The sequence below is a fragment of the Veillonellales bacterium genome, assembly GCA_039680175.1.
In the GTDB taxonomy this organism is placed as follows: domain Bacteria; phylum Bacillota; class Negativicutes; order JAAYSF01; family JAAYSF01; genus JBDKTO01.
Genome location: JBDKTO010000074.1, coordinates 1 through 16,346, shown reverse-complemented (window position 1 = coordinate 16,346; position 16,346 = coordinate 1). Strand labels below are relative to the sequence as shown.

Here is a 16,346-nt window from a genome sequence, read left to right as displayed (position 1 = left end):
AAATGAACCTGTTTATGAGTCATACGTAACATGATTCTCTGATCGTCCCCAATTAACGTTACTATGCCATCAGCACACTTTTTAACCGCCGATAGAGGAGGAGGTATTCTATGAGGATTTGGGGCAGAGGCAAGCAGTATCGCTCACAAATGATTACTTATTTTCTAGCATTTAGTACCGTATTGATAACAATAGCAATGGTTCAATATCCCAAAGAAGCATTTGACTCGGCTATAATGGGACTTAATTTATGGTGGACGGTGGTTTTTCCTGCCCTGCTGCCTTTTTTTATCTTATCGGAAATTCTTATGGGACTGGGAGTAGTTCATTTTATTGGCGTGTTATTGGAACCGCTGATGCGGCCGCTGTTCAACGTTCCCGGTGTCGGTGCCTTCGCCCTGTCTATGGGATTAGCCTCCGGTTATCCGATGGATGCGGTAATTACCTGTAAATTTCGTAAAAACAAGCTATGCAGTTCAATCGAAGCAGAACGATTGCTTTCCTTTACCAATACGGCGGATCCCTTATTTATGTTTGGCGCCGTAGCCGTTGGTATGTTCGGTATGCCGGAATTAGGTGCGGTTATTGCCTTAGCTCATTACCTCTCCAGTTTTCTCGTCGGACTTATCTTCCGCTTTCATGGCTGTAATCGTGATACCCATAGCGATAATTCAAAAAAACAAACCGGCAATATTGTATTTCGCGCCTTCCACTCCCTGTATGCTGCACGAAAAGAAGATAATCGTTCTATCGGACAGTTATTAGGAGAGTCGGTTAAAAACTCAGTCAATACGATATTGCTTATTGGCGGCTTTATAATCATATTTTCCGTATTCCTGCGAATCCTTTCGGTAGCCGGCATTACCGATTCGTTAAATACAGTATTTGCTACTTTTTTAAATTTTATTGGCTTTAACAGCAATTTGGCAGCAGCAATGGTCAGCGGTTTCTTCGAACTCGACTTAGGTGCGCTGGCTGCCAGTCAGGCGGATGCGCCGCTGATTGAAAAAGCAGCCATCGCCAGTGCAATCATTGCCTGGAGCGGCCTATGTGTACACGGGCAGGTTGCCAGCATTGTAATCGAATCGGGAATTCGCATGAGTCCGTATATGATTGCCCGACTGTTGCACGGCACCCTTGCCGCAGTCCTTACTATGCTGCTTTTGGGGCCGGCACAAAAATTCGCCCAGATAGGCAGCGTACCGGTGATGCTGTATCCGGGAGCAGCAAACACATTCGCATCCTGGCTAACGCGAATTGAACAAGCAGCCCTTCAGTTCACCCTGCTAATTGGCTTTCTCCTGCTGCTCTCCATTTCGTTCCACATTGTAAAAGAAATATATACTAACGTCAGACGCTAAGGATAGCGCAAATTCAATCCTGATTGTTTTGACGAAGCTCCTTATGCCCGGACTGAACCACTTCCAGCACTTTTTGCACATTTGCTTCTAAATGGTTAAATACGTCATCCGCATAGCAGATAGCGTCATTTTGTAAATTGCGTGCCGCTTGCTGTGCTGTAGCAACAATTTCATTGGCTTGTTCCTGGGCTTGCTTCGTAACAACATTCTCATCCGTCAATTTAGCAACATAAATTTTAGCCTGATCAACAATATTCTGGGCTTCTTTATTCGCCTCTTCCATAATATGACTGCGTTCACTGAGTATCCGTTTTGCTTCCATCAGTTCAGTAGGCATCACGTCCCGTAAATCATCCAGCAAACGAGCTATGTCATCTTCCTCTAACACCCGCTTATTGGTAAAAGGTACTCTTGCGGCGTCAAGCACCAAATTTTCTATTTCTTCTAAAACCTCTTCGATCGTCATATTACCCTCTCCCACCTCAAATAAAAATCATATTGCTATTTCATGCGTTCAATAATTTTTTCTTCGACACACTGGGGAACAAGGCCGGTAATGCATCCCCCAAATTTAGCCAATTCTTTCACACCGCTGGAACTTAAAAAAGAATATTCACTACTGGTCATCATAAAAACCGTCTCAATCACCGGGTCAATTTTTTTAAGCAGCAGTGCCCGCTGAAATTCATATTCAAAATCGCTTAAGGCTCTCAAGCCACGGACAACGACATTCGCATTTTGCTGTCGAACATATTCATTTAACAAACCGGAAAAGGAATCAATCTGAACATTAGGAAGATGCCGGGTAGCATCCGAAAGCATTTTCACCCGTTCATTCATATCAAACAGCGGGGTTTTGTTGGGGTTGTGAAATACTGCAACGATCACCTGCTCAAACATTTTACTGGTACGTTCAATCACGTCAATGTGTCCATTGGTTACGGGATCAAAGCTGCCCGGACATACTGCAATACGCACATTTAACCCTCCTGCATCTAATTATTATATTGTAAAAAACTGACTGCGGTTTCGCCGTATTTTTCAACCCGTCTGATCTCCAACTTGTTCCATCCCGGAACGAGTAATTCATGTTGTGAATGCTCGATCACAATTACGCCGCGAGGAGCAAGCAGTTGTGAACGGTCGAGCGTCTGCAATACTAAGTCATTAAGCCCTTTGTTATAAGGCGGATCACAAAAAATCAAATCAAACTTCCAGCCGATCTGAATCATCTTCTGCAATGCTTTTAGCGCCTCACATTTTAAAATTTCAACTCGGGCCTTACATTTTGTTTGCAGGACATTCTGTTTAATAACTGCAATGCTTGTCAAACTTTGATCAACCAAAACTGCTCGGCTGGCGCCACGGCTAAGGGCTTCCAGTGCCAAATTGCCCGTACCGGAAAAAAGATCCAATACAACCGCATCCATTATTTTTTCGCTGAGAATGTTAAAAATCGATTCCTTTACCCGATCCGCAGTCGGTCTGGTATCAAGTCCACGGGGAGTTTTTAATTTAGTTCCTTTTGCACTACCGGTAATAATTCTCATAAAAACCTCACATCTTACATGCTATATAGTACCATATTTTAGGCAGCGAATATAGTGATACGAAACGGGTTATTTTAAATTGTCGCTTACTGCTGTTCTGTGTGTATCTTCCCCATTGGGAATAAAAAACCTTGCAGCAAAACGGAATTTTACAGGATTTTAAACAGACAAATAGAATTGTATATTGTTTAACTATTATTCCGAGGTGCCCATGATGCTAAATCGTTCAGCTAAATATTGTATCTTTACCTTTCTTGTTATGCTGGCTGCTGCTATACTGCTGGGTCATTACAAAACTATTTCCTATCCACCTGTGAGTCTGAAAACTCCCCAGTATCAATATCGAATTGTTTTATTACCCTTAGACAGCCGGCCGCCCTGTACCCAATTTGTCCATCAGCTGGCGGAAATCGCCGGCATAGAGGTAATCAGCCCGCCGGCGGAATTGCTTGATCATTATAAAACTCCGGCGGACAAGCAGCAATTGCTCAATTGGCTTTACCAGCAGAGTGAACATGCCGATGCCGCCATAATATCCATTGATATGCTGACACATGGAAGCTTACTGGCCTCCCGCCTTTCTCAGGGAACCCCCGCCGACAGTCAGAACGCACTCGATATGTTGAACGTCATTCATCAGCATAACCCGGCTATTAAATTATACGCTTTTAATATTATCCCCCGCCTTCTGCTTGCCGACAGCAAAGAAAACGAAATGTTTAAAAAAAATATGCTTACATATTCGGTTCTAAAAGATCAATTTCGTACATTTGAAAATCCTGCTGATTTACAAAAGCTCACCGAATTGGAAAAACAGCTGCCGCCGGCAATGATTGATCACTATAGAACGATGTACGCACAAAATAACGCCGTCAATGAAAAATTGGCGGATTTGGTTGAGACAGGTATCTTATCCGGACTCGTCATTGGGCAGGATGACGGTCAGCCTTTTGGCTTGCCAAATGTAAACAAACAAAAGCTTCAGCGTTATCTGGCAAATAAACCGTCAATCGCCGATAAGGTACAGATTACGCGGGGCACTGATGAAGTCGCTCTGACCTTGTTAGGACAGATTGCGATGAAACATGCTTCTTCCTCGCCCCGCATATTTGTCGCCTATTCGGATGAAGACGCCCCGCGAATCGTTATGCCCTTTATGCCGCATTCTGTCGGTACCACAGTACAGGAAAAAATCCAAATACTTGGCGGCACAATAGTATCACAGCCGGATGAAGCGGATTTTATATTGTACGTACATATTGGCACCCAGAAAAATTCAAAAAATAAACCTTTCGAAGTACAGCAAGTACAATCTTTTATTCAGCAAGGCTATAACGTAGCTTTAGTTGATCTGGCGGAAAATTTCTACGCTTCGGAAACATTGCTGCCCGAATTAATGCAGGCAAATGCGGATATAACGAAGCTCAGCGCCTATGCCGGTTGGAATACTACCAGCAACTCAGTTGGCACTGCCGTTACCCAGGCAGCCTTATTCACTGCGTCAGTCCGTAACGAGCAGGATATCCAGGAATTGCTGCAAACCTACCACAGCAATCTAGTCTTTTTAACCGGTCGCCTGCTTGATGACTGGTTCTTTGAAAAAGACGTTCAGCCTTATGTTAACAAACGGTTGAAATGGCTGCGCATTGATCCATACAACCTGGGCCCTCACTATCAATACGTTGATACTATAATAAAAAAATTGATGAGCAACCGGGGAGACCAATTATTAAAAAATCATCTGGCGAATCATCCTTTACAGCTGAATTCCAGCCAAGGAAGCTATTCCATTGTGATTACCAGCCTAAAAGTAAAAACATTGCTTCCCTGGGAAAGAACATTTGAAATTTTGGTAGAACCTTCCATTGACTTAGGCTATGCGGATCAGGCGGCGGATTAAATTTCTCCAGTCAAACGGCGGGCCCCCAGATATCTTTTTATAAAGTAAGGCTGATACAATGATGTGATGATAACATGCCCGGCTCCGGAACTGGCGTGAATAAACTCTCCGTTGCCGGTATAGATGCCGACATGGGACGGGCCAGGTTCATAGGTACTAAAGAAAACCAGATCGCCGCCCCGCAAAGCTTTTTGCTGGATTGGCAGGCCGACTTTAAACTGAGCATCCGCCATACGGGGAAGATTAAATCCTGCCTGATTAAATACATACATTACAAATCCGGAACAATCGAATCCCTTCGGGCTGTTCCCTCCCCATACATAAGGCACTCCTAAATATTGTTTTGCGGTACTCACGACAAATTCTCCCGACGAACGTTTACCGCTGAAGTTTCGACTCAATGCCGTATTGCTCTGAATCACATGAAGCGCTTGCAGCGTATGGTATCCCGCGATACCGTCAGGCTCAAGGCCGGAAGCCCGCTGAAACTTAACCACAGCAGTACGGGTAGTCACTCCGAAGGTGCCGTCGGGATTTCCTTTAAAATAACCAAGTTCATGCAGCTTATTTTGTACCATATAAACTTCATCACCATGCATTCCCTGTCGTAATACTGTATTTTCCGTAATTGACGCAGCGTATGCAGTAGAAAAGCAGAGCAAGCTTATGAATAGGCAAATCACTAAACATCGGCGCTGCATATTTATCCCCCATTTTAGGAATTTCTAATAATTTTTAGGAATAGTTCGCCAAAATAATGGCAAATCCTTTTAAATCAGACACATAATGCAATTAAAACATATTATAATAATTTATATTGACAACCAGCGGTTGAATGTATATACTTAATAACTGTGAAAACATTCGGGGCGTAGCGCAGTTTGGTAGCGCGCTTGGTTCGGGACTAAGAGGCCGTGGGTTCGAATCCCGCCGCCCCGACCATCACAGAGATTTTGCTTAGGGTATTGCCAAGCCGGTAAATTACAAGCCTTTGACGCCTGCAGGCGTTGGATCGAGTCTGGTTGCCCCAGCCACTAATGATATAGCGTACACAAAAGAGCTAATCTTCTAGTAGAGAAGATTAGCTCTTTTATACTATTATTACTACGCATAATCAGGCAGGACCGCCTATAATTCGTATAACCTTCAGGCAGTCTGAGCTTTGGCATGTTAGCCTGACTGGTACTATTTTGTATATGGTTTCGTAGCGTCCCATCTCCACTGCCAATTTTTTACGTATTCATCGGCAAGTTGCTTATTCCCATGGAGTATCAAACAGTTTTCAGCATTATTATGTTCTGCCGAATAGGTAAAATTAAAGGAACCGGTTATAACATCAAGCCCATCAATTATCATAACTTTGCTATGTGCGATTTGAAAGTCAGAATCAACTTTCATTAATATTCCGCTATCAACAATAGAAGCTAGGAGTTTCTTTTCTTTTTGCTCCTTGGGATTGTCTTTATCATCACCGGTTACGTTGCTTTTGTCAATGATGATCCGGACATCAACGCCGCGCTTCTTTGCACTTATGAGAGCCTGAATTATTTCAGTCGAGGTAAAACTATATGCTTGCACTTGAATGCTTTTTTTCGCATTTGCAATTTCATTGGTTACCATACCGGTGATTCCCCCCCCGGGGCTGAAGGCTACGTCGATTGTGCCCGCAAATTGAATGTTGTGAACTCCCTTTATGTTGTCCGGCATAACAACCGCAGCCCGTGGCGTATTCTTATTTTCAGCAGAGATTAGCGGATTTTTAGTCGTACATCCGGCAACGAAGCCGACCAGCAAAGCAATCAAGATTACAAAAGTTGTAGCAGCATACTTGGTCATTTTTTTTCGCATTATAAGCCCTCCTCCAAGCTAACGCACTAAATATTCGACTCGCGCATCATTAATTTCTCAACGAGAAATTTAACAGCGGCATCGGTCATAACGCTGTACCCATCTTCGTTGGGATGTATGCCATCACAATGAAGCCCTGCTTTAATTTTTGTGCCATTTGAGTCTGTCATTGCAGCATGAAAATCAATGACATCAAGCCCTCCTCCGGCAGCATAGCTTCGTATCTCCTTGCGATATTTCCCAAGCAGCAGTTCTTCTGCTAAATCATTGCAGGGAATAGGAAGGCCAATAATCGGCACGATGCTGTCCTCTAAAGCCCGCTCTGACATATAGCGAATGTTATCCATTACACTGGCAACGTCACTCCCCAAATATGCATCATTAGTGCCTCCCATGATGATAACGTGCGTCGGCTGATGCCGCAAAACATCGCGGCCAAAACGGCTAGCCATTCCCTCAGTGGTATCACCGTTAACGCCACTGTTCACATGGGAAATGTTTAACCTCCCGGCAGCACGATTAAACCAGGATTGCCCCGGCGTATATGGATAACCGAAGGTTATTGAGTCGCCAATAGCGGCTATTTTTATGTTCTTCACGTTGTTCACCTTATCTCCGGAAGCTTGATCTGATATACTAATAAATCCGCTAGAAAACTGATTACATAAGTATCTGCGTAAAGACGTACCGGAGTTTCTTTATTTCTCTTGTTCTACTACTTCTACATACATTGAATATTCCCTGTTGGCAGCCAGTGCAAACAATGCGTACCCAGCTTGAATGTATAACCAAGGACCAGCATAAAAAAATCCTATGCCCTCTGCTGCCGGGATGTGAAAAATCAGGTAAAAGTTAAAAGCCAGCGAATAACCGCTGGCTTTAAAAAGGAACCCGTAATGATTTACGCTGCAGCCAATACCAATCATTACATACCTATACGCAAACTTTCGCCTACGCACAAGCATTACACAACTGACACTGACCTTTGCTCGACTACCACAGATAGTTACTAAACCGCCTGCAATCTCCCGACTACAAACGACCCATATAATTCACAACCCATGATAGTCTTAGCTCGACTGCCATACATCCCTTGGGACCATACGATAACAGTTGGGCTACCGCACAGCCTTTCAAGACATATAACAATCTTCTCGCCGACTACTGCCGACCCTTTTCAGAGCCGACAATAATCTTTGACCGACTACTATCAAGCCCCTTGCGAGACCCAACAATAATCTTGGCTCAACCATTACGAATCCCTTACGCTAATTATTATCTCTAAAAACGATATTGAAATACCTTGTAAAAAATCCCAATTCAGTCAATAGCCGCCAAACTTTGTTCGATATCTTCGAGGATATCAGCCACATTTTCCAATCCAACGGAGAAACGAATCATGCCTGGATTGATACCCGCGGCCAAAAGCTGTTTATCTGTGAGCTGGCGATGTGTTTCACTTGCCGGATGCAGCACGCAGGTGCGAATATCCGCTACATGCACTTCATTTGAAGCGAGTTTAAGCCCGTCCATGAATTTCACCGCATTCGCCTTACCGCCCTTGATAACAATCGTAACTACACCGCTTGCGCCTTTGAGGTATTTTTTTGCCATTTCATAGTATTTATCCGTCTTAAGCCCAGGATATGTAACTGATTCAATTTTAGCGGAAGCGGCAAAATACTCGGCGACTTTCTGTGCATTCTGACAGTAGCGTTCCATGCGCACAGCCAATGTTTCCAGCCCAAGATTCAACAAGAATGCTGAATTTGCCGCCGGATATGCGCCAAAATCACGCATAAGCTGCATACGTGCCTTAATGATATATGCCATCCTGGCGAAATCTTTCGTATAAACGACACCATGATAGGATTCATCCGGTTCCGTGAAATCAGGAAATTTCCCGCTTGTCCAATCAAAATTTCCGCTGTCGACAATAACGCCGCCAACCTGAAGTGCATGACCATCCATGTACTTCGATGTGGAATGAACGACGATATCCGCGCCAAATTCAAACGGCTTGCAAAGAATCGGCGTCGCAAATGTATTATCAATGATAAGCGGCACCCCATTTTTATGCGCAGCCTTGGCGAATTTTTCAATATCGCAGACGCAAAGCGCCGGATTCGCCAGTGTTTCGGAAAAAACAGCCTTCGTATTCGATTTGAATTTGGCAGCAATTTCTTCTTCACTTGCATCATTGTCGACAAAAATGCATTCAATGCCAAATTTTTTCAGCGTAACAGCGAACAGATTCAGCGTACCGCCATAGACCCCGGCGGAACAAATAAGGCTGTCACCTGCGCTGCAGAGATTCAGTACGGAAATCAAGGATGCAGCCTGTCCTGCCGACGTACACATCGCGCCTACGCCGCCTTCGAGGTCCGCAATCTTCTTCTCAACTGCATTCACGGTCGGATTGGCAAAACGGGAATACATGCACTCCATCGGCATATCAAAGAGCTTTCCGATATGTTCCGTAGAATCGAACCGATATGTAGTACTCTGGACAATTGGAATAACACTCGGTTCCCCATTCTTCGGCTGATAGCCGGAATGCAGACATTTTGTTTCATCTCTCATCAGACAAATCTCCCATCGTCATAAACTCGCAGTCAAAATATTTTTATTCCAAGCTACTACTCATCATTTACATTTCATGATATAGAATAAGCAATGTTTTTGCAAGCTGTAAATCCGACAAATTGCCAAAAAGTAAGGGGTGCCGCTAATGCAACAACCCTTACTTTTCTATTTACTTCTTTATGTCTCGTCGGTTTTATCTTTCTTGGAATTAGCAATAATCGTTTCCGCAATCCGCTGAGGAACTTCATCATAGTGGGAAAACTTCATATCAAACCTGCCTCGTCCCTGAGTAATGGAACGTAAATCAATGCTGTAGCGGAACAACTCTGACACGGGAGCCTGAGCTCTGACTATGCCCATTCCCTTGCCAAGAGGCTCCATGCCCTGAATGCGCCCCCGCTTGCCGTTCATATCGCCGATAACGTCTCCCATGAAAGATTCCGGTACAATGACTTCAACATCATAAATGGGTTCAAGCAGTACCGGTTTGGCTTGCAAAGCGCCTTTCCTGAGAGCCATAATACTGGCAATTTTAAAAGCCATTTCGGAAGAATCAACCGTATGATAGGAACCGTCATATAGTGTTACTTTTATATCCACCATGGGATATCCGGCTAATACGCCAGCGTTTAAGGCTTCGCGGACACCTTTTTCTACTGCCGGAATATACTGACGGGGAACTGCACCGCCAAATATGGAATCGACAAATTCAAACTTACCGCCAGGAGACAACGGATCAAGTTGCAGCCAAACATGACCATATTGTCCATGCCCGCCACTTTGCTTCTTGTGCTTTCCCTCCACTTTAACTGCAGTCCGAATGGTTTCCCGATAAGGGACTTTCGGATTATGCAGCACAACATCAACGCCGAACTTGCGTTTCATTCGCTCGGCCATAATATCCGTATGCAGTTCACCCATACCACTAATCAGTAATTGTCCTGTTTCTACATCTTTTCTCACTTTAAATGTAGAATCTTCATCCATTAACCGGGCTAAGGCATTGCCGATTTTATCTTCGTCCCCCTTGTTTTTGGCTTCAATACACATGGTAAACATCGGCTTCGGATAATCAATCGGTTCAAACACGACAGGATTATCTTTGTCGCACAGGGAATCTCCCGTCGACGTCTCCTGCAATTTGGCAACAACAGCAATATCACCCGCATAAACATTATTAAGAACTTCCTGCTTTTTACCGCGCATAGTAAATATACTGCCAATACGCTCCGACTTTCCCTTGGAGGCGTTATATAAGACACTGTCCGGTTTCATTGAACCGGAAAAAATACGCAGATAGCTAAGACGCCCGACAAAGGGATCAGCGGTTGTTTTAAATACCAAAGCGGAAAAAGGATCCGATACTTTTCTTTCAACCGGTTCTTGGGTTGCAGGCCGCTGGCCGATGACATCATTCTGTTCCGGCGAGGGTAAATAGGTGAGTATCGCATCCATAATCTGACTCGTTCCAATATTTTTATAGGCAGAGCCGCATAGTATTGGAAATATCCGGCCGGAACCTATCCCTTTTTTGAGCCCCGTCATAATTTCCTCATTACTCAGTTCTTCCCCTTCAAGATACTTATTAAGAAGATCATCCTCTGTTTCTGCCACCGCTTCGATTAAAGCAAGCCTGGCTTCTTCTGCTTTATCAGCAAGATCGGCAGGAATTTCAATTTCATTATACTGGATACCTTGAGTCTTTGACGGTACTATAGCCTTCATTTTTATAAGATCAATGATTCCGGCAAATGAGCTTTCGGCACCAATGGGAAGTTGAAGCGGAATAACATTGGACGCCAGCCTCTCTTTCATATTGGCAACCACATTATAAAAATCCGCATTTTCACGATCCATTTTATTGATAAATGCAATACGGGGCAATCCTAAATCATTGGCATAATTCCATACTTTCTCTGTTTCGACTTCCACACCGGAAGCAGCACATAATACAACTAATGCGCTGTCTACAGCGCGCAGGGTACCTTTTACTTCAGAGACAAAATCAGCGTAGCCGGGCGTATCCACAAAATTAATTTTATGTTCCTGCCATTCGCAGGGCGCCAGGGCCGCGCTAATCGTAACCTTTCGTTTAATTTCCTCGGGTTCAAAATCTGTAGTCGCTGAACCATCATCAACGCGACCTAACCGACTTACTGCACCGGTAGTATACAATAGCGCTTCAGCGAGTGATGTTTTTCCAGCTCCCCCATGAGCTACAATGCCAACATTTCTTAGCTTGTCACTTTTGTACTCTTTCAAATTATATCCCCCCTTGGTATTGTTACTGCCACACAGTTGCTTCGCACCACATAATGTGCATTGTTATAAATTGTTCATTCTCTGTTAAATAGAAATTTTCCTTCTTTTCAGTTTATTCTTTAAATAATAATAACCGCCTGCAGGCGGTTATTATTATTACCAAGTTTAACATTTTTTACTAAAGACACGTATCATTTTACGCAATGGCTTTGGTACCGACATCAAATAAATTCTTAATAATTTCACCGTGTCTGCCCCCTCGTTGTTACAATACAAGACTTGGTATAATGTATGTAAGGCAGGGAAAATTTGTGCTACAATTGGTCTTCGGCGCGTGCCAGTACAAAGCACAAATCAGATAACCGGTTTAACACAATCAATAAATTTTCATTTATTCTTTCCGTACGGGCCAGCTCCAATACACGGCGCTCTGCCCTGCGAGTCACGGTACGGGCTAAATCCAATGCTGCCGAACCCGCATTCTCACCCGGTGTAACAAACCCCCGTAGCTCTGGCAATCCGGCAGCATAGTGATCAATCGTCTGCTCCAAAACAACAATATGTTCGGCGGTTATGTATGCTGGTTCACTATTAATACTGGCTAAATCAGCCATTAGCAGCATAAGCAATTTTTGCAGTTTAAAAATCGTCTCCCCGACAGCCTCTTTTTTGCACCATGCCCGAGCTAAGCCTAGTGCTGAATTGATTTCATCCACCGTACCATAAGCATCTACCCGCACACTGTCTTTAGCAATCCTTTCACCGGTTAATAATCCGGTCGTTCCCTTATCTCCGGTTTTTGTATATACCTTCATAAATTCACCTCGTTATGTAAATAATTTTTTAAAGTTCCTGCTGTCTGAATCAACTTTTAAACCGACTGCTGCTTATATGTCTGAGCAAATTCAACGTAGTGCAGTGCCAACGCACGGATATTATGAATATCCTCGTCGGTTAACTGTCGCACAATTTTCCCCGGTGATCCCATTACCAAAGAGTTCGGTGGAATTTCTTTCCGTTCCGGAATGAGTGAACCGGCAGCGATGATACAGTTTTTCCCGATTTTTGAGTAGCTTAACAGGATAGCGCCCATGCCGATTAAACAGTTATCACCCACCTCACATCCGTGAATAATAGCTCCATGACCAACGGTAACATGCGACCCGATAATCGTCGGATGATCGTGCATAACATGAACGGTGCAGTTGTCCTGAATATTTGTGCACTCCCCTATGCTAACCGGGTGAACATCCCCCCGGATTACCGTATTAAACCAGATACTGGCCTGAGACGCAATCAACACATCGCCAATTACAAATGCGCCTTCAGAAATATATACACTATCATGTATCTTAGGGATTAAGTTTTTATAGGCTATACTATTATCTTTTATCGCCACTAGCTGTAATATCCTCCTTGTATTAGGCATCGCTAAAGATAGCCGGACTCCTTATAGTTCCCTCTGCTGTAAAAATGTCGCTCCCTGGAAGATATTCTTTCCAAAAAGCGACATTGTCTGTCTACATCCGTTTGGCCAATTCACGCAGCCGTGCAGCCCGCTGCTCAGTCGGCGGATGAGTACTGAATAAACTCGTCAGCCAGCTTCCTGCACCGCTTAAGGGATTCACAATAAACATATGGGAAGTAGCTGGGGTCGCTTCCGGCATGGATTGATGCTTAGCAAAATATTCAATTTTTTCCAATGCATTGGCCAAAGCCAACGGATTACCGGAAACCCTTCCACCGGTTTCATCAGCTTGAAATTCCCGGGAACGGGAAATACCTAATTGAATAAGCGTTGCCGCCAAGGGAGCAAGAACGACTAAAAAGACAAACCCGACAATTCCGCCGATTCCATCCCCTTCATCATCGCCGCGGCCAAAAATGGCAGCCCATTGAGCAATATTCGCAATCATAGTGATTACCCCGGCAAGAGTGGCAACTACTGTACTAATCAGGGTATCGCGGTTTCTTACATGAGCCAGTTCATGGGAAACTACGCCTTCTAATTCTTCATAACTCAATGTTCGCATAATGCCGGTTGTTACCGCCACAGCAGCATGTTCGGGATCACGCCCGGTGGCAAAAGCATTGGGCAGATCCGTCGCAAGAATATATACTTTCGGCATTGGCAATTTCGCCTTTTGTGCCAACCCGGATATCATACGAATCAAGTCAGGAGCATCCTGGGGATTCACTTCCCGCGCCCCATACATATTCAAAACAATTTTATCGCTATACCAGTAACTGACAAAGTTCATCACGATAGATATAACAAACATAACAGTCATACCCTTGGTACCGCCGAAAAAATTTCCTACCGCCAAAAGCAAGCCTGTTAAGGCAGCCAATAAAGCAGTTGTCTTTAAGGTATTCATCTTATCTAACGTCCTCCTTCGCAGCATAAGCGTAGAAAGTAATCGCTATACTACCGTACCGTTCTCTTCCATCCGCTTTTTTACTGCTTTTAACATATTCATGCTATTATCTTTCACTTTTTTCTTTAAGATTGGATTCAGCAGACCGGCAATCATGGGAACACCAAATTCAAAATCAACCGTTAACTTGATTTGTGTTCCTCCCTCTATAGGCGTTAGTATCCATTCTCCGGAAAACTTTTTTAAATCACCTTCAATCTGCTCATAAGCTATATGCAGATTGCTATCATCAAAAGTATCTAACTCCGTCCATTTAATAATTCGACCGTCTACATTCGATACCCATTTACTAACAGTTGTATTTGCTTTACGCTCCACAACTTGCACACTAACTAAATCGGTCATAAATTCCGGATATTTCTCCATATTCTTTAAAATCGGATAAATCTTATCCCCTTCACATAAAACCGGCATAGTCACTTCTACATAAGGCAAAATAATCCCTCCTATAAATCTTCAATCATTTCATTGGCTTTACGAATCGCCTTGCCCAAACAGGTAAGCACTTTATCAATTAACTTTCTATCAATTATCAGCGGCGGTTCCATTCGAATTACTTTCGGGTTGTTTAGCGTATAGGCTGCTAAAACCCCGTCTGCAATTAATTCCGACATTAATAATCCGCCGATCCCCTCTTTTGTCAGCTCAATACCAATCATCAGCCCTTTTCCCCGTACTTCCTTGATCACCAGCGGGAAGGACTGCTGTAACTTTCGCAGCTCGCCAAGAAAATACGTTCCCAATGTTGCCGCATTCTCAATCAAGCTTTCTTGCTGCAAGACGCCGATCGCCGCAATACCGGCGGCGCAAGCGAGGGGATTCCCCCCAAAAGTTGATGTATGCAAAAACGGACTGGTAATATACTTATCCCAAATATGAGGCCGGGCAATAAACGCGCCAATCGGCATAACACCGCCGCCCAAAGCTTTAGCGGTTGTCAAAATATCCGGAGTTATCCCGTAATGATCCACAGCAAACATTTTCCCGGTTCGTCCCAAACCAGTTTGAACCTCATCACAAATCAGCAATACACCATGCTCATCGCAAATTTGTCTCACTGCCGGCAAATAGTTATCGTCCGGCACAATAATTCCGCCTTCCCCCTGTATCGGTTCAACGATTACGGCTGCCGTATCTTCATCTATGGCCGCTTCGATAGCCGCAGCATTGTTAAACGGTACATGGCTAAAGCCGGGAATCAGTGGCTTGAACGGGTCACGAAATAAATCACGGCCGGTAGCGCTGAGGGAGCCCAGGGTTTTACCATGAAAAGAATTTACGGTTGAAATAATTTTGGTTTTTCCGGTATGCAGCCGTGCCAGCTTGAGAGCCCCCTCAACAGCCTCCGTTCCACTATTCACAATAAAACTGTATTGCAGATCGCCTGGTGTAATTTCAGCCAATAACGCAGATAAATCAGCCATTGGTTTATCAAACAGCACTTTACTGGATAACGGCATAAAATCCAATTGCTTTTTAACTGCTTCTATAACTTTAGGATGACGATGGCCTAAAGCAAAAACACCATATCCGCCTAAACAGTCAATATATTCCCTACCCTCAATGTCACGAATTATATTGCCGTCGGCTTCCCATTCTATCGTAGACAAGCCCATAAGCCGGAATAATTTTGCAACCGACGGATTCACATATTGCTCATATTTATCAATTGTTTCACCAATGATCTGTTTCGTTTCCACAAAAGCACCCCCCAGTAGCTTTTTCTTTATCAAGTATTCTCTTCTATTTATAACTATGAAATTCCTCTTTTATGCACTATGGTAAAATAAAAACATCTAACTATCATTCCTGTAAGAATAAGTGCTATAATAGGTTAAAAACAGCAGGGATTGGAGATAGTTATGAGTACCATTATTGTGGAACACTTAACCGCTGGAATTGTTTTTGGCGATCCGGCGTCAGAAGAATATGTTTATCTTCCTGCCGGTGAAATCGGTGCAACCGTTCCCCTGTGTATTTTAAAAACGCCAACCGGCTCCCAGGACATTACGCTTGAACAAGCAGTACGATGCATATCACGCCTTAATCTGCGGCCAATACATCATCCACAGCTTGGGTTCCGATAAGTCATGCTGTACGTAAAACAAACAGCTATTCATCATTAAATGAATAGCTGTTTTAAAGTGGCTCCTTGAGTAGGACTCGAACCTACGACCGATCGGTTAACAGCCGATTGCTCTACCAACTGAGCTATCAAGGAATAAACCAGCAGCTATCTATCCTCCCAGGCCGTTTCCAGCCAAGTACTTTCGACGTTTATGGGCTTAACTACTGTGTTCGGTATGGGAACAGGTGGAACCCCATAGCTATCGCCACTGGATATTTTGTTCAGGTGAACATCCCGAAGGTATATTCCCTGAAAACTTCACAGAAGAAAGTG

Annotated in this window: 17 protein-coding genes, 2 tRNA genes and 1 rRNA gene; 4 read left to right on the top strand and 16 right to left on the bottom strand. The window is 43.8% G+C overall.

The window, feature by feature from the left end:
• Positions 1 to 110 precede the first annotated feature (110 nt).
• Entirely contained in the window at positions 111 to 1,361 is a 1,251-nt protein-coding gene (gene ylbJ, locus ABFC84_12085) for a sporulation integral membrane protein YlbJ (GenBank protein ID MEN6413472.1), read from the top strand.
• Positions 1,362 to 1,374: 13 nt separating this feature from the next.
• Here the strand turns inward: ylbJ and ABFC84_12080 are convergent, their stop codons facing one another.
• Genes ABFC84_12080 through rsmD form a run of 3 tightly spaced genes read right to left on the bottom strand, consistent with a single transcriptional unit; the run spans position 1,375 to position 2,911 of the window.
• Positions 1,375 to 1,827, bottom strand: a complete 453-nt coding sequence (locus ABFC84_12080) for an ATPase (GenBank protein MEN6413471.1) — start codon at positions 1,825 to 1,827, stop codon at positions 1,375 to 1,377.
• A gap of 35 nt (positions 1,828 to 1,862) precedes the next feature.
• Positions 1,863 to 2,339, bottom strand: coding sequence for a pantetheine-phosphate adenylyltransferase (gene coaD / locus ABFC84_12075; GenBank protein MEN6413470.1), 477 nt, complete (start codon positions 2,337 to 2,339; stop codon positions 1,863 to 1,865).
• Between the two features lie 17 nt (positions 2,340 to 2,356).
• Positions 2,357 to 2,911 (bottom strand): 16S rRNA (guanine(966)-N(2))-methyltransferase RsmD, encoded by a 555-nt coding sequence (gene rsmD, locus ABFC84_12070; protein MEN6413469.1) that lies wholly within the window; start codon positions 2,909 to 2,911, stop codon positions 2,357 to 2,359.
• 214 nt (positions 2,912 to 3,125) lie between these two features.
• Here rsmD and ABFC84_12065 point away from each other — a divergent pair, with 214 nt between their 5' ends.
• Positions 3,126 to 4,811: a DUF4127 family protein gene (locus ABFC84_12065; protein ID MEN6413468.1), complete on the top strand. Its 1,686-nt coding sequence runs from the start codon at positions 3,126 to 3,128 to the stop codon at positions 4,809 to 4,811.
• On the opposite strand, the gene ABFC84_12060 is transcribed toward ABFC84_12065, so the two are convergent.
• Positions 4,808 to 5,512 (bottom strand): NlpC/P60 family protein, encoded by a 705-nt coding sequence (locus ABFC84_12060; GenBank protein MEN6413467.1) that lies wholly within the window; start codon positions 5,510 to 5,512, stop codon positions 4,808 to 4,810. The genes ABFC84_12065 and ABFC84_12060 overlap by 4 nt on opposite strands.
• Before the next feature lie 164 nt (positions 5,513 to 5,676).
• Here ABFC84_12060 and ABFC84_12055 point away from each other — a divergent pair.
• Positions 5,677 to 5,753 (top strand) — tRNA-Pro (locus ABFC84_12055).
• A gap of 243 nt (positions 5,754 to 5,996) precedes the next feature.
• On the opposite strand, the gene ABFC84_12050 is transcribed toward ABFC84_12055, so the two are convergent.
• From ABFC84_12050 to ABFC84_12005, 10 genes are all read right to left on the bottom strand, one after another.
• Entirely contained in the window at positions 5,997 to 6,659 is a 663-nt protein-coding gene (locus ABFC84_12050) for a phospholipase D family protein (GenBank protein MEN6413466.1), read from the bottom strand.
• 26 nt (positions 6,660 to 6,685) lie between these two features.
• On the bottom strand, positions 6,686 to 7,258 hold the full coding sequence (locus ABFC84_12045) for a GDSL-type esterase/lipase family protein (GenBank protein ID MEN6413465.1): 573 nt from the start codon (positions 7,256 to 7,258) through the stop codon (positions 6,686 to 6,688).
• A gap of 99 nt (positions 7,259 to 7,357) precedes the next feature.
• Positions 7,358 to 7,585, bottom strand: coding sequence for a hypothetical protein (locus ABFC84_12040; GenBank protein ID MEN6413464.1), 228 nt, complete (start codon positions 7,583 to 7,585; stop codon positions 7,358 to 7,360).
• 394 nt (positions 7,586 to 7,979) lie between these two features.
• Positions 7,980 to 9,242 carry a PLP-dependent transferase gene (locus ABFC84_12035; protein ID MEN6413463.1) on the bottom strand — a complete coding sequence of 421 codons (1,263 nt, stop codon included), beginning with the start codon at positions 9,240 to 9,242 and terminating at the stop codon, positions 7,980 to 7,982.
• A 180-nt stretch (positions 9,243 to 9,422) separates the two neighbouring features.
• Entirely contained in the window at positions 9,423 to 11,507 is a 2,085-nt protein-coding gene (gene fusA / locus ABFC84_12030; protein MEN6413462.1) for an elongation factor G, read from the bottom strand.
• Between the two features lie 314 nt (positions 11,508 to 11,821).
• Entirely contained in the window at positions 11,822 to 12,322 is a 501-nt protein-coding gene (locus ABFC84_12025; GenBank protein MEN6413461.1) for a cob(I)yrinic acid a,c-diamide adenosyltransferase, read from the bottom strand.
• A gap of 56 nt (positions 12,323 to 12,378) precedes the next feature.
• Entirely contained in the window at positions 12,379 to 12,906 is a 528-nt protein-coding gene (locus ABFC84_12020) for a gamma carbonic anhydrase family protein (protein ID MEN6413460.1), read from the bottom strand.
• 121 nt (positions 12,907 to 13,027) lie between these two features.
• On the bottom strand, positions 13,028 to 13,885 hold the full coding sequence (htpX, locus tag ABFC84_12015) for a zinc metalloprotease HtpX (GenBank protein MEN6413459.1): 858 nt from the start codon (positions 13,883 to 13,885) through the stop codon (positions 13,028 to 13,030).
• A 45-nt stretch (positions 13,886 to 13,930) separates the two neighbouring features.
• Positions 13,931 to 14,380 (bottom strand): SRPBCC family protein, encoded by a 450-nt coding sequence (locus tag ABFC84_12010; protein ID MEN6413458.1) that lies wholly within the window; start codon positions 14,378 to 14,380, stop codon positions 13,931 to 13,933.
• Positions 14,381 to 14,391: 11 nt separating this feature from the next.
• Positions 14,392 to 15,645, bottom strand: a complete 1,254-nt coding sequence (locus ABFC84_12005; protein ID MEN6413457.1) for an aminotransferase class III-fold pyridoxal phosphate-dependent enzyme — start codon at positions 15,643 to 15,645, stop codon at positions 14,392 to 14,394.
• A 162-nt stretch (positions 15,646 to 15,807) separates the two neighbouring features.
• On the opposite strand from ABFC84_12005, the gene ABFC84_12000 reads away from it, so the two are divergent.
• Positions 15,808 to 16,032, top strand: a complete 225-nt coding sequence (locus tag ABFC84_12000) for a hypothetical protein (protein MEN6413456.1) — start codon at positions 15,808 to 15,810, stop codon at positions 16,030 to 16,032.
• Positions 16,033 to 16,090: 58 nt separating this feature from the next.
• On the opposite strand, the gene ABFC84_11995 is transcribed toward ABFC84_12000, so the two are convergent.
• Positions 16,091 to 16,166 (bottom strand) — tRNA-Asn (locus ABFC84_11995).
• A 3-nt stretch (positions 16,167 to 16,169) separates the two neighbouring features.
• A 5S ribosomal RNA gene (rrf, locus tag ABFC84_11990) occupies positions 16,170 to 16,286 on the bottom strand.
• Between the last annotated feature and the right edge of the window lie 60 nt (positions 16,287 to 16,346).